The organism is Microvirga pakistanensis, from assembly GCF_004458765.1.
GTDB lineage: Bacteria > Pseudomonadota > Alphaproteobacteria > Rhizobiales > Beijerinckiaceae > Microvirga > Microvirga pakistanensis.
Window position 1 is genome coordinate 93,794 of record NZ_SPJX01000187.1, and the last position, 19,494, is coordinate 113,287.

The window sequence follows — 19,494 nt, forward strand, 5'->3', positions numbered from 1 at the left end:
TGATGTCATGAGTGCGATCCAGACAGCTTTCGGCCTCGTGTTCCAGCCGGCGGTGCTGGTGACCATCTTTCTCGCAGCCCTGTTCGGGCTCGTGGTCGGCGCGATCCCTGGCCTGACTGCCACGATGGCGATCGCGCTCCTGGTGCCGGTAACCTTCTTCATGGATCCGGTTCCGGCGGTGGGCGCCATGGTGACCTGCTCTGCCATGGCCATTTTCGCCGGCGACATCCCCGGCACGCTGCTGCGCATTCCGGGAACGCCGGCATCGGCGGCCTACACAGACGAAGCCTACATGATGACCCGCAACGGCGAGGGGGAGATCGCCCTTGGCGCCAACCTGCTCTTCTCGGCCATTGGGGGATTATTCGGCACATTCGTGCTGATCCTGTCCGCCCCGGCCCTCGCCGAGGTGGCCTTGCAGTTCAGCTCCTTCGAGTATTTTTGGATGGCACTGCTCGGGCTGACCTGTGCGGTGTTCATCGGAACAGGATCGCCGGTGAAGGGGCTCGTGAGCCTGTTCATCGGCCTGTTTGTTTCGACCATCGGGCTGAACAATCCAGCCGGCGTGCCCCGCTTCACCTTCGGAAACGCCGAGCTCACCGGAGGCGTGAACTTTATTGCAGCGATGATCGGCCTGTTCGCCGTGTCCGAGGTCTTTCGTTTTGCCATCTCCCATAGCATCCAGACCGCGCCGCAGGCCGTGATCGGCAATCTCTTCCGAGGCTGGGGGCGGATGATGGTGCAGTACTGGCCGCAGCAGCTGCGCGGCAATGTGCTGGGCACGATCATCGGCGCGCTGCCGGGAGCAGGGGCGGATATCGCAGCTTGGGTCAGTTATGCGGTCAGCAAGAAAATGTCCCGCACTCCCGAGAAGTTCGGCAAGGGGCACGTAGAAGGGATCATCGAGAGCACCTCGTCGAACAATGCCGCACTTGCAGGCGCCTGGGTTCCGGCGCTCGTCTTCGGCATCCCGGGCGACAGCATCACGGCCATTGTCATCGGCGTGCTCTACCTGAAGAACATGAACCCGGGCCCGACGATCTTCCTGAACAACCCCGAGTACATCTATGCGGTCTTCATCATCTTCATCCTGGCCAATCTGGTGATGCTGCCCTTAGGGTGGGCCGCCATCAAGGGTGCCCGGACGATTCTGCGCATTCCCCGCGAGATCCTGATGCCGTGCATTCTCATGTTCTGCATCGTGGGGGCCTTTGCCATCAACAACTCCGCTTTCGGCGTGGCCGTGATGCTGGTCTTCGGCGTGCTCGGATTTCTGATGGAGGAGAACGATATTCCCGTTGCTCCGTGCATCCTCGGCATCGTGCTCGGGCCCATGCTCGAGGAGAATTTCGTGACCTCCATGATCAAATCCGACGGCAGCTATCTTGCCTTCTTCGAACGGCCGATCTCAGGCGCGCTCGGGATCGCCACGCTGCTCATCTGGCTTGCGCCGGTGCTGCTCATGGCGCTGCGCTCCAGAAGGAGTACAATGCTACGGCAGGGCTAACGATCAGGCGATCCCAACCTGCAGAGGTCGCCGTCAACGGATGAACCGGTCAATGTAGTCGGCTCCGAGTCCGTTCTTCGCATAATGTGCACGGCACTTCTCGATCCGCGTGAAGACATCGTCGAACCCGGTCGCGTTGCCGTCGGGATCCACGTAGATCATGGCTCCGTTCACCTGGAACAGAGTGATCATCTCCTCGACATGAGGATCGACGACCAGCGTATGCGTCTCGCCAGGGGCCTCGTAGGCGTAGGAGCCCTCAGTCGCAACCCAGTCATGCTCCAGGTACCGCCATTCACCCTTCAGCACGAAGGCATGCACCGGTTGAGGATGACGATGGCGCGAGAGCACGCCCGACTTCCGCACCCGTAGCAGGTTCATCCAGTACCCGCGCGAGGCCGCAAGCAGCAGCGGTCGGAACCACACGTTCTCTTCCACAGGAACCCAGATCCGTTCGTCCGTCGGGACGGCGTTCGGGACCACGAGCTCCGGCGGGGAGTCCTTCGGCTGCGGATGCCTGTAGGGCACCCACTTGTCGTTCACGGGTGTAACGGGAGAGGTGGGCTCTGAGCTTGACATGCAATCTGCTCCTGTGGGCTTTACTGTAGTTACATGGTCAGATAACCGCCATCGATGGCCAGGATGGCGCCCGTCACGAACCGGGCCGCGGGCGAGGCCAGGAAGACGGCGCCGCCAGCCACTTCCTCCGGTGTGCCCCAGCGGCCCATCGGAGTGCGGGACAGGATCGGGGCGCTGCGCTCCGGGTCGTCCTGCAGAGCCTGGGTGAGGGGGGTGGCGATCCAGCCCGGTGCGACGGCATTGACGCGGATGCCATCGGCCGCCCACGCGGCGGCGAGGCTCTTGGTCAATTGGCCGATGCCACCTTTCGAGGCGCTGTAGGCAGGAACCCGGGGGCCGCCGAAGAAGGTGAGCATGGATGCGACGTTGACCACCGAACCCTTGGTTTCGAGCAGCCTTGCTTTCGAGGCAGCGCAGACCCGCATGGCACCGGTCAGATTGACTGAGATGACGTCTGCGAAGACCTCTGGGTCGTGCTCCATGTCACGGCGGATCACGCCCGCGGCATTGACCAGGACATCCAAGCGGTTGAACTGCGTGAGCAGGTGGTCGATGGATGGACCGTCGCGGACGTCGAGAACCGCAAACGAGATCCCTGCATTGGTCTCGTCGTCCGCCGCCCGCATCTGCTCGGTTTCGCTTGCTCCCGTTGCCGTGACATTGGCTCCCAAGTCGCGGAAGGCCTTGGCACAGGCAAGCCCGATTCCACTTGTGCCGCCCGTGATCAGAACGGTTTGGCCGTCGAACAGATGAGGGGCAAAAGCATCAGTGATCGGCATGCCGCTGTTCTCTCCAGGATGTTGATCGGATGCTCGGCAGGATTTGAAACATAGCGCTTGAATGAATGTAGCCAACCCGACCCTGCCACGGGATCGTGGCCGCTGCCGGAGGGAGTGACATTCCTCATGCGAATGATTGGACCAGAGGGCGGTGGCCCGCAGCCCTGAAGGCTTCCATGTGCGGGTCCGGACCACTCGGCGGTGTCCGTGACAACATCGAGAGCTGGCGGTCCTCGTCGTGAGGGGGCGCGGCCAGTAGCTTCGGGGCCGAGCGCGCGGATTTACGGTAAATGGCGAAGACGATCGGAATGGTGTGGGTGACAGACAGGGCCGCCTCAACCCGGGCGGAGTCAGGGGCATAGATCAGATCCACGCCCCTCTTCACGAACTCCGCCGCGTGCTGAGTATGCAGTTCCGGGTTTCCCCGCGCCCAGCGCCACTCGATGATGATGGTTTGTCCCTCAATCCAGCCGAGATCGCGCAGCCCGTCGGGAATGGCTTGCGTGGCCATAGTAAGAGCAGTCCCAAGAACACCGATGCGAGGGATCCTGCCACTGGTCTGTGCCGAGGCGGCGGGCGGCTTCAGAAGACAGGCAGAGGCTGCACCCAGAGCAAAGCTCTCCGGTTGATCATCCCATCCTCCCGTACAGTTTCGGCGGTACGAGGTCACAGGATCGATCCTGTTCCGAACGCGTTGGGCTGACCAGCAAGACCGTTCCATGAACGGCGTTTCGCGAAACCCGGGCCTGAAATGAAAAAAGCCCCAGCCGAAGGGTAGACCTCAGCCAGGGCAGCCTCCACGCTTGGGGGCAATGGAGCTCGGTCGAGCATCTTGGAATGGCCACGGTAAAAATTCCGTAGCAGACTCAGGGCTGTTCTATACTGGCGGTCATGCGAACGGCGAGGATCATCATCACCTGCGCGATGATGCGATCGATTTCGGATCGTCTCTCACTGTTCTTATGGAATCGAGTTGACGGGGCCGTAGCCCCAGACCGTGGACACCGTCGAGAGAACTCCGCTCAGGAGCAAAATGCTCAAGGCGATCGTTCCGAATGGGACGTGCCGGGCCTTCCAGGCAAGTCGCACGGCTTCCTTGTGGTCGGATGCGTGACGGGCCGCCATGAGAGCCTCCCCGCTTGAACATCATCAATATACCCGATCCGAACCCAGAAGTTTGCAACATAGATTAAGCTGGGATGCCGATTTCAGGGCTCGACGGCCACTTGTCTGCCGATTTCCTATCGTCCGCTTCCGCGAATTCACCTGATGACGCTGTAGTGGAATTCATCAATTGATGGATGTGGCGTCCCAGCGAACCCGATCATTGTCGATGGCGTCAAGTTGCCCGTTGCAGTGAATGCCCTTTCTGGCCAGGGAATTGCTGCCCTGGTCACCTCCCTGCCCGCTGACGCGAGGCCGTTCCATGAATGCGTCTGTGCACAATTCGATCTGGTCCAGGCACCGGATTGGACGCATACTTGATGGTTCTGGGGGAGTCTCTCGGATGGGAGGAAGCCATGAAACCAGCCGTCGGGTGCTTGTTTGTTGTGGCCGGCATGCTCACCGCCGGGACAGCGTTCGCGCAGGACTTCAAAAGCCAAGCCACGGCCACCGCTTCGCCGTAGGACACCGCCTTCAATGCGGGTGACGCCACCAAGCTCTCGAAAGCCTACACCAAGGATGCCGTGATCCTCCCGGCAGGTGGCGAGCAGGTGACCGGCCCGGAAGGAGCCGAGAAGCTGTTCGGCGGCTTCATCAAGGGTGGGGTCAAGAACCATAAGATCACGGTCCAGGGCGGAGAAGGCAACAGCGGGAGGGGTTATGTCGATGGACGCTGGCAAGCCGATGCCGGGGACAAGCCGCTGAACGGCCACTGGGTCAATGTGCTTGAGCGCGAGGACGGTCAGTGGCGCACCGCCCTCCACACCTGGAACCTCGATCAGTAGCGTTTGCCCTGAGGGTTGCCTTGGCCCTTCACCGCGCGGCCGCGCGTGTTTCCACTGGCGTAAGACCGGGGAAGTTCTCCCCGGTCGGGTCTCTCGGATATCGGAGACGTGCACGCGGGCATAGCCCATAGGCCATCTGGTCTATTTTTTCCTATCTGGCGTGCTGCTAGACCATTGGTCTGGGAGACGACCATGCGCGACCACAAACCCGGCTGGGGCAATCAGATCCATAAAATCGAAGAGATCAAGATGCGCCTCATCCAGCACGAGAAGCGAGTTCGGGTCACCCTCATCCTGCTCGTTGTACTCAATGCGATCCTGCTCGCGCTGGTCGTGAGCCATCTATGGGAGCATCCATGGATGCAGGACAGCATCCAGGGAGTTGTTCCATGACGCCATTTACGCGCAATTCGCGGACTGTTTTCCGCGTCCAAGCGAGGCACAAAAAAGGCCGCTGCGAACAGCGACCCAAGATGAGGGCTAAAGCGCCAAAGGGGGCCGCCATGCTAAGCTCACAGCGGTTCGGCGCTTCAACAGCAGCTTGATAGGAGAATAGGCTTACCTGAGGCTTGCCAAAGCCAAAAAGCGAGCATTGTCTACGGCTGGGGTTCGCCTCCTCGGACTCCCTTCCATAAACGATTGTCGGAAGTTCGCGGACTTTCTTCTCACGTGCGTGACGGCTCGGATGCCAGATCAGGGGGATTGCGCGCAGGATGGGCGGACCAAGATCCTTCCGAAACGATGTTCCTATGGACATTCCCGGTTCTCCAAGAGTGGAGGAACCGGCTTGGCTTCATCGTCCCTCCAGCTAAGGGCTTTCTGCAGCTTAGTGACGAAGCGTCGACCGTGCCGGCGCAAGGTAGTTTCAACGCGTTGCCTGGAGTCGGACTTTCGTCCACGCAGTATTTGGGTCAACTGGCGTTACGCCTCTCCAAGCCAATTGGCGCTTTAGTGGCTATGTTGCCGTAAAGTACCAGAGATCAGCAAAAAACATATTCTGGGGAATCTGGCTCGACAGTTAGGGGATTATTCTTATTAGTGTTCGCCCGTAGGCGGACCATTCCGAGAAGCCGCCTGGAATTGTAACAATAATCAAGGGTGCCGCAGAGCGGCACGTCAACCCTGGAACTCGGCTCAGGGGTGGCCAGGGGGCATGACATGGCAGGCAGTCTCGAAGGGATTCAGGTTAAGATCACCTTCTCCTTGCAGGGATCGTTCGTCTACGAGGCTCCTTATGAGTTCACATCGGTGACCGTTGGGGCCGGGGCCGAACTCGTCGTGCCCCTGTCCGCCAGGATCCTGTCCGACACGGACGGCGATGGCGATATGGAGCCGGTGCAGGGGCCCAACGGGCTCCTGAGCGGGACGATGACCGTCGATATTTCCGGCAACCAAGTCTTCGCCCAATTCGAGGGGACCGCACAACCCGCCGGGTTCACGATCACGATCGAAGGCCTGGCTCCCGCCGGAGCCGCTCCCGGAACGATCACCGACGAGGGGTCGATGAACGGCGTCAATGCCGTTAATGCCCCGACCTACAACGCTTCGACCAAGACACTGACCTACAACTGGTCCTTCTGGGGCTTCCAACCTGGGACCAAGGTCGATCAGACGGTGTTTTACGACAATATGCTCGAAGACACTCCGGATGCGGTCGATGACGCGTTCAGCGCCAAGGCAGGGGTTCTGCTCACGGGTAAGAGCGTTCTCGCAAACGATACGGATCTCGACAATGGAGGGTCGTTCGGCGTCGTTGATCAGCAGACAGTCACGGCGATCAACGGAGTGGCGGCTGGTGTCGGCCAATGGGTCGACCTCGTTGGCGGCGGACGTGTTCTGCTGAATGGCGATGGCACCTTGCAGTTCTCCGACGGTGGCGACTTCGCCGATCTGACGGCAAGGCAAACACGCGCCACGTCCTTCCAGTATACGGTCACGGACTCGACCGGCCGGTCCGACACGGCTACCACGACATTCACCGTCGAGGGTGTCAACGATGCGCCAACGGCCGTGAACCTGACCCAGTCCAAAGTCGCCGTCGAGGATGGCGGAGCGGTCCCACTGGACAATATCGTCGTGACAGATGCCGATGCTGGGGAAACGGTCACGGCGACGCTCACGCTCAATCTGCCCCAAGCAGGCAGCCTGTCAGTAGGAACTTTCGGCGCGGCCACAGCAACCTACAATTCGTCGACCGGAGTGTGGACCGTGACCGGGTCCGTTGCGGACGTGAATGCAGCCTTGGCGGCGGTCGCATTCGCTCCTGCCCCCAACTGGGACAGGCCGGTGTCGATCACGACGCAGATCCGGGATGCCGCCGGAGCAGGTCCCGCCAACGGGACGATCACTGTCAACGTCTCCGGGATCAACGACGCGCCGACCGCCACGCAGCTCGTTCAGAACAAGAGCTTCGCGGAAGATCCCGGCGGCAGTATCGCCTTGGACAACATCGTTGTCACCGATATCGATACCGGCGAGACGGTCACGGCGACGCTCACCTTGAGCAATCCGGCGGCTGGCAGCCTCACCGTCGGCACCTATGGCTCGGCCACCTCCACCTTCGATGCGGGCACTGGTGTCTGGACGGTCACCGGGTCGGTGAGCGATGTCAACGCGGCCTTGGCGGCCGTGGCCTTCACGCCGGCTGCCAATTGGGATCAGAGCTTCACCATCACCACCAGGATCCGGGACTCCGCCAACACCGGCCCGGCGGATGGCACGATCGCCGTCACCGTCACCCCGGTCAATGACGCTCCCACCGCTGTGTCTATGACCCAGGGCAAGACCTTTGTCGAGGATGCCAGCAGCCCTGTCGCGCTCGACAACATCGTCGTCAGCGACGTCGACCCCGGTGAGACGATCACCGCTACTCTGACCCTGAGCACTCCGGCTGCGGGAAGCCTCAGTGCCGGCACCTACGGCTCGGCCACCGCGACCTACAACGCGGGTACCGGCGTGTGGACCGTCACAGGCTCCGCGGCCGATGTGAACGCCGCGCTCGCAGCCGTGACCTTCACGTCGGCCGCCGGCTGGGACAAGAACGTCACCATTGCCACCCGGATTCGGGACGCGGCGAATGTGGGCCCCGCTGACGGGACGATCACCCTCATCGCTACGCCGGTGAACGATGCACCGGCAATCGGCACGAATCTCGGCGCCTCGACCGTGACGGGCGGCCTTTTCACCCTCACGTCCGGGCAGCTGAGCGCGAACGATCCGGACGATTTAGCGACGGGCCTGACCTACACGGTCACCGACGCAACCGATTACGGTACGCTGTTCCGCGACGGCAACGGCAACGGCGTCATCGATGGGGGCGAGGCCCTCGGAATCAACAGCACCTTTACCCAGAACGACATCGATCAGGGCCGCATCAAGTACCTGCATGGCGGTGGAGCCGACACCGGCGACAGCTTCACGTTCTCCCTTGCGGATGGCGGTGAGGACGGAGCGGCGCCCGTCACGGGCCGGACCTTCGATATCGCAGTCTCGGCCAAGCCAATCATCACAAAGGGCGGCGCGCCAACACCCACCCATGCCGAGGGCGGGGCCGCAACGATCATCGCTCCTACGCTCACAGTAGCCGACAGCGACAGCCCCATGCTCACCGGCGCGACACTGGTGGTGACGGACTTCGTTGCTGGCGACGTACTGGGCTTTGCAGCCGTGGACGGAATCACAGGCAGTTACAACGCGGCGGCCGGCGTGCTGACGCTGAGCGGCACGGCCACCGTGGCGGCATACCAGGCGGTACTGCGTACGCTCACGTACAGCACGACGAGCGACAACCCGACGGTCGGGGTCGGCAATGCGGATCGGGTGATCAGCGTGAAGGTCGCGGACGGCTCCGGCCTGGAGAGCGTTCCCGCGTCGATCACGCTCAATGTCGTGGCTACGAACGATGCGCCCGTGCTCGACGTGTCACAGTCTTCCACCCTGAAAGCCATCGCCGAGGACATCGGCAACCCGACCGACGGCAGCACGGCCAACGGCACGTTGGTCTCCGCGCTGCTGGGTGGCATGACCGATGTTGATGTAGGCGCCCTGCAGGGCATCGCTGTCGTCGGCGTCAGCACCCATGGAACTCTATGGTGCTCCACCGACGGCGGCGTGAGCTGGGATCAGGTGTCAGCCGACCTCTCGGCGACCAGCGCGCTAGTGCTCCACAGCGATGCACGGCTCTATTTCCAGCCCGCGGCCAATTTCCATGGCACGGTGGCGGACGCTATCACCTTCAAGGCCTGGGACCGCACCGACGGCCGTGCGAACGGAACAACGGGCGTCGATACCACTCACGGCTCGGCCTTCTCGACCGGCACCGACACCGCTTCTGTCAACATCATCAGTGTCAACGATTCCCCCGCCTTGGCCGACACGCCGCTTGCCCTGAATCCCGTTGCCGAAGACTCAGGCAGCCCGGACGGCCCTGTGGGAACGCTCGTGTCCTCCCTGACCGGCGGCATCTCGGATGCCGATTCGGGAGACGCGAGGGGCATTGCCATCGTGGGGGCCGACGCCTCACAGGGAACGTGGTTCTTCTCGACCGACAATGGTGCCCATTGGATGCCACTCGGCATGCCGAGCGCCGACGCGGCCCGATTGCTGCTGGGGGATGCCGGCACGCGGGTCTACTTCCAGCCTGCGGCGGACTACCAGGGCACGGTGCCCGCGGCACTGACCATCCGTGCCTGGGACGGCACCGCAGGGACGAACGGCGGGACGGCCAATACCGGATCGACCGGCGGCACGACGGCCTTCTCGCCGACCGCCGACACGGTCTCGGTGACCGTCACGCCTGCCAACGACGCCCCAATCGCGACCGTGCCGTCCAGCCTTTCGGTGACGGAGGACACGCCGACGGCCCTGACCGGCATCAGCTTTGCGGATGTCGACGCGGGCTCAGGCGCCGTCACTGTGACCATGAGCGTGCCGGCGGGAGTGCTGATTGCCACGAGCGGCGCGGGCGTGACGGTCGGCGGCACCGCCTCGGCCCTGACGCTGACGGGCACGATCGCCGATATCAATGCCTTCATCGCCGGCAGCGGTGTCACCTACACGCCGGCCCCGAACGACAGCGGCACACGGGTGCTGACGATCTCGATCGATGATGGCGGGAACAACGGCAGCGGCGGAGCGCTGAGCGATACCAGGACGGTGAGTTTGAACGTCTCGGCCGTGAACGATGCTCCTGTCATTGCAGCGCCGGCGACGATCGAGGCGCACGAGGACGCACGGGCGGCCCTGACTGGCATCAGCTTCTCGGATGCCGATGCTGGACCGGGTCTGGTCACCGTCACATTTTCCGCAGCTTCCGGTTCACTGGCGGCCAGCGATGGCGACGGGGTGAACGTGGGTGAATTCGCCTCGGCCCTGACACTGACGGGCACGATCGCCGATATCAACGCCTTCATCGCCTCGGGCAACCTGACGTTCCTCGGTGCGGACAACGCCAGCGGGAACGTCAAGGTCACAGTCACCATCGATGACGGCGGCAACACTGGCGCTGGTGGGGCGAAGACGGACACGGCTGACTTCGACATCGTTGTCGCACCCGTCAATGACGCGCCGATCGGGCAGGACAAGACCATCTCGCTCCTGGAGGATAGCACCTATCGTTTCTCGGCCGCCGACTTCGGCTTCTCCGATCCGGTCGAGGGCGACGCTTTCAGCTTCATTGAGATCGTCAGCCTGCCCGAGGAAGGTGTCCTGACGCTCCTCGATCTCGGCACCGGCACCACGCGGCCGGTTGTGGTAGGCGACATCATCCCAGCCGCAAGCCTCGACGGCGGCAAGCTGGGGTACACTCCGGCAGCCAACAGCCACGGCGCGGCCCTTGCAGGCTTCGCGTTCCGGGTGACGGACAGTGGCGGTACGGACAACGGCGGCTCCGACACATCCGGCGTTCACCGCATCACCTTCGATGTGGCTCCCGTCAACGATGCGCCGACCGCGCAGGACAAGACCGTCACCCTGCTGGAGGATGACTCGTACACCTTCAAGGCTGCCGACTTCGGCTTTGCCGATATCGAGGGGCATGGTCTCAAGGCGGTGACCGTCGTCACCCTGCCGCAAAGTGGAACGCTGACTCTCAACGGCCATAAGGTTGTCCTGAACCAATCCATCGCGGCCAGCGAGATCGGCAAACTGGTGTTCACGCCGGCGACCGACATGAGCGGGGAGGGCCTCGCCTCGTTCAATTTCCGGGTCCAGGATACCGGCGGCACCGCGAACGGCGGCGTTGACACTTCGGCGCAGCACCAGATGCGCATCGACGTCGCTCCGGTCAACGACGCCCCCGCCGCGCAGAACAGGACCGTGTCCCTGCAGGAGGACCGGACCCGCAGCCTCACGGCCGCAGATTTCGGCTTCTCGGATGCCTTGGATGGACACTCCCTGAAGGCCATCATCATTGCGGGTCTGCCGCAGAGCGGTACGCTGACCCTCAATGGCCGTGCGGTCGTGGCGGGCCAGTCCATTTCCGCGGGTGACATCGGCAAGCTGGCGTTCACTCCAGCCAAGGACGCGAACGGCTCTGGCTACGCCACGATCCGCTTCAAGGTCCAGGACGATGGCGGCACCGCGCACGGTGGGCAGAATACGTCGAGGGAGCACACTCTCACCGTCGACGTCACTCCGGTCAACGATGCTCCAACGATCGGCGGGGTCCCGGCAGGGCTCGCGATCACCGACAAGGCGAGCGGCAAGCCGTTCACGAACGTGATCGTCAGTGACGCCGATGGCATGGGCACGGTTCTCACAGCCACGATCAGCCTGGACAAGACCGGCACGGGCACCCTAACCCGTCTCGACGGCTTTGCGCTAAACTCCGACGGCAGCTACTCCATCACCGGAACTGCGGCCCAGGTCCAGGCGGCTCTGCGCAGTCTCGTCTTTGTTCCAAAGGAGAACGGCGGCAAACCTGGCCAGCCGACCTCGACCACGATCTCCGTTACGATCGGCGACGGGGAGGCTTCCGTCACCCGGAACGTGCCGATCACGGTCCAACCGGTGAACGACAGGCCGACCCTGGCCAATGATGGCCCAGTCGTGGTTGTCGAGAACGGCACAGCATCGGCGAATGCGCGGCATGGCGTTCTGGCCAACGACACCGATCCAGATCGGGATGTGCTCGCGGTGAGCGCGGTCGCGCATGGACACTCCCGCGAAGTCGCCGCCGGCACCGCGATCATTGGCACCTACGGACGGCTGACGCTCAAGGCCGACGGCAGCTACACCTACGTGGCCAACACGACCGCAGCGGAGGCCCTGAGGGCAGGCGCCATTGCGACCGACACCTTCTCCTATACCGTCTCCGATGGCCAGGGCGGCACGCAGACGGCGACCCTTTCGTTCCGGGTGAGCGGCACCAATGACTCTGCCACCTTCGGGGGCACATCCCGGGGCATGGTGATGGAGGATGGTGTGCTCTTCGCCCGCGGCACCTTGACTACCCTTGATGCCGATGCCGGCCAGACGGGGTTCCGTGCGCAGGCTGACCAGAAGGGCGTGTACGGCACGTTCGCCTTCGATGCGGCCACCGGGACCTGGACCTATGCTCTCGACAACAAGGCCAAGGCCACCCAGGCGCTGCGCCAAGGCGAGACGAAGACCGAGACCTTCACGGTCAAGGCGCTCGACGGCACCGTAAAGACGGTGACCGTCACAGTGACCGGCTCGGGCGAGGCTGTCGATGGCGCCGAGGTCGAGACCGTGGTGACAACCAACCCGGACGGCTCGCAGACGCAGCGCGTCGCGATCATGCCGATCACCGCAGACAGGGGCGAGACGGGCGGCAATCCCATGTATGCCGATGTCCCGCTGGTCAGCGTGGGCGGGAGCAGCGTGCTGACGGCCCAACTTGGTGTCGGGATCGGTCTCGTCGCGTCGGGCTTCGTGACCCCGAAGCCTGCGGGTTCCTCAGTGGCGGATCTGATCCGCGAGATCCGGGCGCACACGGCGGCGGGCTCGTCGGATCAGGCCTCCCTGACGGGCAGCGGCGCGGGCTTTCTCGCAAGCCTGCCCACCAACGTGCCACTGATCGTGCAGACGCTGCTGCCCACGATAGCATCGGGCAGCACGGCCCCGGCCCAGCCGCTGGTCATCAGCGGCAGCCCGGCCGCGAATGCGCCCCAGACCGCCCTCGTGATCGACACCCGCGGCCTGCCCTCCGGCAGCCACATCGAGCTCCAGAACGTGGATTTTGCGGCGGTGATCGGCGCAGTGACGATCACCGGAGGCGCTGGTTCGCAGGTGGTCTATGGCGATGGCGCCGGCCAGCACATCGTGCTCGGGGCCGACGACGACACCCTGCACGGCGGGGGCGGCAACGACTATGTCGGCTCGCATGGCGGCAACGACTGGCTGTACGGGGATGCGGGCAACGATACCGTCTCGGGCGGGATCGGCAACGACCGCCTGTATGGTGGGTCGGGTCACGACCGGCTGCTGGGAGAGACTGGCCATGACCGTCTCTCCGGCGATACCGGCAATGACACCCTCGACGGGGGCACCAGCAACGACAGCCTGTGGGGTGGCAGCGGCAACGACCGGCTCATCGGCGGATCGGGCAACGACGGACTCTATGGCGACACCGGTGATGACCGCCTCGAGGGCGGCACAGGGCATGACCGGCTAGACGGCGGCACCGGCAACGACCTTCTGTATGGCAACGCGGAGAACGACACTCTCTTGGGGGGCGAGGGCAACGACAGCCTCAAAGGCGACGGCGGCAACGATTGGATCGTGGGCGGCCTGGGCCAGGACAAGCTGTGGGGCGGAGCTGGCGCGGATGTATTCGATTTCAACGCGGTCCAGGAGAGCCGGGCGGGTGCGCAGCGCGACGTCATCTACGACTTCCAGTCCGGCGTGGATCGGATCGACCTGCGTGGGATCGACGCCAATGTGCACCTGAAAGGCGACCAGGCCTTCACCTGGGTGGGGGCGAACGCACCCTTCCTGTACCCGAAGGAGACGGCTGCCCTCCTGAAGTTGGGCTTTACTGGCAAGGCCGGGCAGCTGCGCTTCGAGGACGGCATCCTGTCGGGCGACACGAACGGCGACCGCAAGGCCGACTTCCAGATCAAGATCGTGGGCCACTTCTCGCATGGGGACGTGATCCTGTAAGCCGCAGCCGCAGGACGGGAGGGACTGCCTCCTGACCTGCATCTCATTCTGCCGCCGGACCTTGTGGCGCGCGTGTGACAGCGCCGGCGCAGGTCTTGCCCTACCATCCGCCCGAATCGCCGGAGATCCTCATGAAGCGCCTGTTGTTATCCCTGTCAGCCCTGATCGCCGGGACGAGCGTATCGGCCGCCGCCGACCTGCCGGGCCGGGCCGCACCGGTTGCTCCGGTGCTGCCTGCTGCCGCCTTGAGCTGGACCGGTTTTTATGCCGGCGTGCACGGCGCCTGGATTCGGGACGCCGGGGAGGCGGTGCGCACCAGCGTGCTGGGCGTCTCGCCGGCCGCGCTTCCCGCCCGCGCCGGGCTGACCGACACCGGCCTGGGGGGCGGCGCGCAGATCGGCTACCTGTGGGACTTCGGCCGCCTCGTGGCGGGCGTTGAGGCGGATCTCACGGTTCTGGACGTGGGCCGCAGCCGCAGCTTCGAGGGCGAGGAAGCCCCGTTCGCCCTGCGCACGGATCTGAGTTCGCAGATGAGCCTCTTCGGCAGCGTGAAGGGCCGTCTCGGTATGGCGCTGCCGGGGGTTCTGCCATTCGTCGAAGGCTCGCTGGTCTATGTCACGGGCGGTCTCGCCATGGCGCGGATCGAGCGGCAGGGGCGGATCACGGTGGAGCCGGTGGGACTGGGCCCTCAGGCGAGCCATGAGGATTGGCGCACCGGCTTTGTGGTGGGCGCCGGCAGCGAGCACAGGCTGACGCCGACCCTGTCGCTCAAGACGGAGACGCTCTATTACAACCTCCAGGACGATACGCTGACGCTCGCACGCTCTGCCAGCCAGGCGAGCTATCGGTTTAAGAACGACGGCTGGATCAGCCGCGTCGGATTGAACCTGCGATTCTGATCCTGGCGCCACAAGGGCAGGGTGAAGGGCTCAACACAGCCGGCCGCCTCTCGTCCAGGATCCAGTGGTACGCTTCGTATGCTTGTTGGTTGGATCAACGGGTGCTGTCATCGGCATTCGGGCCATTGGCGTAGCGCGGGGCAGCCGCAACTGGATTCCGTTATCGGTGAGCACCGTGTGTATCTTAGGGCACAGCCGCGATCAGGGCGACAGGGAAGGCCGAGGCGGTGGCTCGGTTGGCCTTGTTCACCAACTGCGCAAAGGCGAACTTGCTGGTGCGGTGGATGGCCACAAACAGATAGAGCTTGCCTTGGGTGGTCCGCACTCCGGCAACGTCGATGTGGCAGAAGCTGATGGGGGAGCTCTTGAACTGCTTCTTAGTGGGCTTGTCACTCTCCACATCCAGCAAACGCCCAAGCCGATGCCCATGCCGCTGTAGACAATGATGGAGTGAAGAGCGCGTCAGGTGCGGGATGGTCGGCTGGACTTCGACAAGCTCTGATCAACTTGCCGTGGCGTGCTACCTGCCGGCAGCGGCTTTGATTTCAGTAAAGACCCTGATGGCGCAATCCAGATCCTTGAGCATCCGGAGGGAGTGGCATTCCTCATACGAATGATTGGACCAGCGGGCGATGGTCTACGCAGCCGACCGATCCTAGGCAGACCGAGGGACGAGCGCTGGACCGCTGCAGGTGACCTACCTATTCTGGCCATCTGCTAAAAGTGAAATTCAACCCCATGCACAGTAAGAGATCGGCGGGCTTGCAGCCGTTGAAGCATTGAGCATCTGCAAACGGCCATGTCTACTGACAGTGCCAAAGTCAATAACCGGGTTAAAAATAGATTACATTTTTGTCTACTGAGGCTAGCGATCCACTTGATCGCGAGAGTAAGTCGTTTCTCCACCGGAAAGGGAGAACGATTATGTCACAGCTACCACAAACAGCTTCCAGGGATGATGGGGCGCCAGTGGGCACCCGCTTGAAAGCGGCCACGGGAACGCGGCACCCGGGTCTTCAGGAGGCCCTTATCCGTCAGGTTCAGGAGACCATGCCGGCCTCCTCCCGAATGACTCCGGCCCACTCTCCGGATCTCGAGGAGGCCGCCGTGGCGGCTATGATGGAGATGCAGCCGCAGAATACCGTCCAGGGGATGCTGGCTGGACAGTTCGTGGCACTGCACTTCGCTAGCATGGAAAGCCTCCAGCGTGCCGCCGAGAAGGGATCCTTGCCTGCCGTGCGTGACATGAACCTGCATCATGCCGTGAAGCTGAGTGCCATGGGGCTACGGGTGCTGGATGTGTTCGAGCGGCTGCAGGGCCGGGGCGCCGCGTCGCAACCACATGGGCATTTTCTCAACGTCGAATCGGGCGGGAAGGCGGTGGTCGGGGTGCAGGTGGGCATCGGGGTAACGGAGGGCGCCGTGAGACCGGACGCGGCTGCATCCGCGGCAAAGACTGGTGAGAGTGGCCCAGGCCCGGCGCTGGACCAGGAAGATGAGCGGGTGAAGCGGTACCTCTCTGAGCGCGACGAACGGGGCATTCGCCTTGGGTGACCATGTCCGCAACACCGGACCAATGCGGGCGAGCCGGCGCTGTGGCGCGCTCACCCGAGCAGGGTGCGCCTGTCGGGCGCCCGCAGTCCAGGGAAAGCGGCGGTGCCGGATGCACGGGGGCGCTGCCGGATCCGGAGCCCCTCACGGCAACCAGAATGCGCTCCAGACGGGGCTGCACACCCGCGCGATGATCGCGCAGCGTCAGGCTGTGAGCACCTTGCTCAAGCGCGCACGCCAGGTGCTGGACGATCTTGAGTAGGCGTGGCAACCGGGTTCCGGTTTCTCGACTCTCGCCTGCTCCAGGGGAACTCCGGGAGGATGGCACCTCGTTCTGTTGTCCCTCAGGACGTCCGCGTCCTACGCGTGCCTATCTGAGGGCAGCAAAGCGCGTCTCCAAGGGCATCTTCGGTGACGTGACGACAGGCGACGCAGAGGCTGACGCGATGATGAAAGAATTGGGTCAGAAGATCCTGAAGGTCTGCACTGCAACCCCAAAGATCATGGTCCGTGAGGCTATCCAGAAAGCTATGATCGAAGAAAACTGATCGGTGCAAGATGGAGGTGTGTCTTCGTCGAGAGCCCCGTCTCGTCCCTTGTACCTGTTCAATCCAGCGAAGGGACCGGACCGGGAAGTTAGTGCTCCCACAACGTCGGCGCCGCGAACCTGATCCCGAACGAAAAGGGGAACGACCTCGGGGGCGTGATCGGCATTCGATGCCCAAGGCTCCCGAGCCGATCAGGGCAATCACGGAGTCGCTGCAGGACCCTATAGCATTTTCAAGTTGGGTGGGCTGAGGGAGCAAGCTCATCCTAGTTACCTAAGACGTTGGGCTAACCCGCACATAGCCATAGAAGGTCTCGCAGTATCAGTTCAATGCAAGTTGAAGGAGATTTTCGTCTAGCATTTGCCTTGTTCCTTTGTATTGCGCGCGATATGCAATCTGGTACTTTCTTTGTCTCGACGAACTACTAACGTGGGTGACTGATCATGGTCCGAGCGTTGTTCTTGTCGTTCATGCTTCTCTGGTCTTCCCTTGTTCTTGCGCAGGATTGGAAAGTCGGTGATGCAGCGGTCTTTCGGGCCGAGCATGCCCTTGGCGTGCCCCTGCATCGTGAGCCCCGTCCGAGTCTGGTCGGACGCGCTCTGGACGGTTCTGAGGCGAAGATCGTTGCGATCCAGCCGAACAGTCGATGGGTGCAAGTTGAAACTCCGGGTGGACTGCAAGCGTGGGTCCTCGCCCGCTATCTGGCCGCGCAAACCACTCCAAACCCCGGCCCTTCGACAAGAGAGAGTGCCGCAGCCACTTCTGCCGTCTGGACGTCACCGGACGAATGCCGCTCGCGCGTGGCAAACGGCGAGCGCCTCGTGAAATCAGATGACCGCATCCGCATAGCCACTTGGAACATTCGATGGTTCCCTTGGACAAGCCCTGAGCGGGAGGGGATCAACACGGACCTGGACTGGCTCTCCTGTGTCCTTGCCTGGATGCAGGCCGATGTCATCGCAGTTCAGGAAATCCTGGATACCCGGGATGCAGATTTCGCGTGGGCCACTCTGTTCGACGGGTTGAAAGCTCACATGGGCGGAAATTGGCGTGTGGATCTACAGGAGTGTGGTGACGAGTCGGCGCAGCACGTGGGCTTTGTGTGGAACGCCGATCGTATCACATTGAGCAATACGCGAGACGTGTGGCAGCTGAACGGTGCTTCCATGAGTAGCGACAATCCCTGCGCAGACAATCTGCGTCCAGGAAGAGGTGCGTACGCCAAGAGCCTCAGCGGCGGTGCCGACTTTCACATTGTGGTGGCTCACGCCGATTCCGGCACGAAAGAGCGCGACTTCGAACACCGGCAGACGGCACTTCATCGCCTCGACAGCGTCTTCGCCGATCTGAATAGCCAAGCCTCCGATGCTGACATTATCCTGTTGGGTGACCTCAACACGATGGGAGCTCAGGGTCGTGCTGACGCAGAAGGTGAACTTCAGCTCCTCGGGCAAGTCACCTCGAAGGAGGCGCCTGAATACCGCCACCTGAAACTCACACCGGCCTGCACGGAGTATTTTGAGGGGGTGTGTGGCTGGCTTGATCACGTTCTGGTCGGGCGGACCATGGCGGAGGCGGAACGTACTGAACTACGCCTCACCGGGTACTGTGCGGAAAGCGGGGGCGCTCCAATCCGAGGCTCGATGCCGGCGGCTTACGAGCGTCTTTCCGACCACTGTCCAGTTGTCCTGGATTTGGCCGATCAGGATCTCGACTGAAGGGGCTTTGCAGCACTTGGCGCCTACGCGGAGCATTTTACATTGTGGAGATCAGGAGCGGTCTTCATCGGGAGCGCTCTTGCGCCCCGGCTAATGTGGAAGGCAGACGAGGGTCAGCAGCCAACCCTTTGCTTGATTGCGTCCACTTGAGACTTTGAGCGGCAGACATTCTCACACGGAATGCCGTCCCCATCCCCGTCCGCCCGGCGATGCATTTAAGGGAAAGTCAGTGCTGAGATAAGCACACTTGCCATGAAAGCTATCAGGATCAGGAGTGGCACCAGCACGCCAGCCGAGACTGCCAGGAATAGGGGCAGACCGAGATAACGCATAGCAGGTCCTCCACGTCAGTGGGTAAAGGCTAATGCGAACCTCGGCTTTAATATGTCCTACCGTGATGGTGGCAGACCAGGCCGCCGAGGCCGCTGATCTTGCGCCATTTCAGAGGAGGCCACACCTATATACGCTGTTCACTTAGCATCCTTACGGCAGTCACCGACATTTAGGTCCGGAGCCGGCCACACGCTCCTAATAGCTTGGGCCTGCCGGAGAACCGCGCTCCCCGGAAGACAGCCCCCGTTCAACGATTGCGCCGGAGCCACTAAATAAGGGCTTAACTGATGGGGATCCGCAATGTCCGACAGGAATGAACAGCCCAAATCCGATAGGGATGACGAGCTTGGTATAAGACAGCGCATCAGCTTTCGAGATTACCCCAGTACGGGTTGGGTCGTGCTTGCGGCACTTGTCTCGGGACTGAGCTGGCTGGTCTACAAACGCTCGGGCAGCAAGCGAAAGGGTCAGTCGACGCCTCCGACGACACACAACAGCAGCAGGGGAT

At 62.8% G+C, this 19,494-nt stretch carries 11 protein-coding genes and 3 pseudogenes; 9 read left to right on the forward strand and 5 right to left on the reverse strand.

What is annotated here, in order from left to right; all coding sequences use genetic code 11:
- The first annotated feature begins 7 nt into the window (after positions 1 to 7).
- Complete coding sequence (locus E4K09_RS12260) at positions 8 to 1,507, forward strand: tripartite tricarboxylate transporter permease (RefSeq protein ID WP_134497354.1); 1,500 nt, start codon at positions 8 to 10, stop codon at positions 1,505 to 1,507.
- 33 nt (positions 1,508 to 1,540) lie between these two features.
- Here the strand turns inward: E4K09_RS12260 and E4K09_RS12265 are convergent, their stop codons facing one another.
- The 4 genes from E4K09_RS12265 to E4K09_RS29015 form a co-directional block, all read right to left on the reverse strand.
- Positions 1,541 to 2,086: a 2,4'-dihydroxyacetophenone dioxygenase family protein gene (locus E4K09_RS12265; protein ID WP_134497356.1), complete on the reverse strand. Its 546-nt coding sequence runs from the start codon at positions 2,084 to 2,086 to the stop codon at positions 1,541 to 1,543.
- Positions 2,087 to 2,115: 29 nt separating this feature from the next.
- Positions 2,116 to 2,865 carry an SDR family NAD(P)-dependent oxidoreductase gene (locus E4K09_RS12270; RefSeq protein WP_134497358.1) on the reverse strand — a complete coding sequence of 250 codons (750 nt, stop codon included), beginning with the start codon at positions 2,863 to 2,865 and terminating at the stop codon, positions 2,116 to 2,118.
- Positions 2,866 to 2,989: 124 nt separating this feature from the next.
- Positions 2,990 to 3,586, reverse strand: coding sequence for an ABC transporter substrate binding protein (locus tag E4K09_RS30645; RefSeq protein WP_134497360.1), 597 nt, complete (start codon positions 3,584 to 3,586; stop codon positions 2,990 to 2,992).
- 239 nt (positions 3,587 to 3,825) lie between these two features.
- A complete protein-coding gene (locus tag E4K09_RS29015) occupies positions 3,826 to 3,990 on the reverse strand; it encodes a hypothetical protein (protein WP_166802278.1) in 165 nt (54 codons plus the stop codon).
- A gap of 518 nt (positions 3,991 to 4,508) precedes the next feature.
- Here E4K09_RS29015 and E4K09_RS12280 point away from each other — a divergent pair.
- The 4 genes and pseudogenes from E4K09_RS12280 to E4K09_RS12295 form a co-directional block, all read left to right on the forward strand.
- Positions 4,509 to 4,814 (forward strand): annotated as a pseudogene (locus E4K09_RS12280) (YybH family protein); the annotation flags it as partial.
- A 192-nt stretch (positions 4,815 to 5,006) separates the two neighbouring features.
- Positions 5,007 to 5,207: a hypothetical protein gene (locus E4K09_RS12285; protein ID WP_134497364.1), complete on the forward strand. Its 201-nt coding sequence runs from the start codon at positions 5,007 to 5,009 to the stop codon at positions 5,205 to 5,207.
- A 765-nt stretch (positions 5,208 to 5,972) separates the two neighbouring features.
- On the forward strand, positions 5,973 to 13,937 hold the full coding sequence (locus tag E4K09_RS12290; protein ID WP_134497366.1) for an Ig-like domain-containing protein: 7,965 nt from the start codon (positions 5,973 to 5,975) through the stop codon (positions 13,935 to 13,937).
- A 131-nt stretch (positions 13,938 to 14,068) separates the two neighbouring features.
- Entirely contained in the window at positions 14,069 to 14,836 is a 768-nt protein-coding gene (locus E4K09_RS12295) for an outer membrane protein (protein ID WP_134497368.1), read from the forward strand.
- A 150-nt stretch (positions 14,837 to 14,986) separates the two neighbouring features.
- Here E4K09_RS12295 and E4K09_RS12300 read toward each other — a convergent pair.
- Positions 14,987 to 15,332 (reverse strand): annotated as a pseudogene (locus tag E4K09_RS12300) (transposase family protein); the annotation flags it as partial.
- 473 nt (positions 15,333 to 15,805) lie between these two features.
- Here E4K09_RS12300 and E4K09_RS12305 point away from each other — a divergent pair.
- The 4 genes and pseudogenes from E4K09_RS12305 to E4K09_RS12315 all read left to right on the forward strand — a co-directional run bounded on the left by E4K09_RS12305 (position 15,806) and on the right by E4K09_RS12315 (position 18,653).
- Entirely contained in the window at positions 15,806 to 16,390 is a 585-nt protein-coding gene (locus tag E4K09_RS12305; protein ID WP_134497370.1) for a hypothetical protein, read from the forward strand.
- Between the two features lie 22 nt (positions 16,391 to 16,412).
- Positions 16,413 to 16,490, forward strand: a pseudogene (locus tag E4K09_RS31035) (HGGxSTG domain-containing protein); the annotation flags it as partial.
- Positions 16,491 to 16,499: 9 nt separating this feature from the next.
- Positions 16,500 to 16,649, forward strand: a complete 150-nt coding sequence (locus tag E4K09_RS31040; RefSeq protein WP_244610469.1) for a hypothetical protein — start codon at positions 16,500 to 16,502, stop codon at positions 16,647 to 16,649.
- 729 nt (positions 16,650 to 17,378) lie between these two features.
- Complete coding sequence (locus E4K09_RS12315; RefSeq protein WP_134497372.1) at positions 17,379 to 18,653, forward strand: endonuclease/exonuclease/phosphatase family protein; 1,275 nt, start codon at positions 17,379 to 17,381, stop codon at positions 18,651 to 18,653.
- Positions 18,654 to 19,494 lie beyond the last annotated feature (841 nt).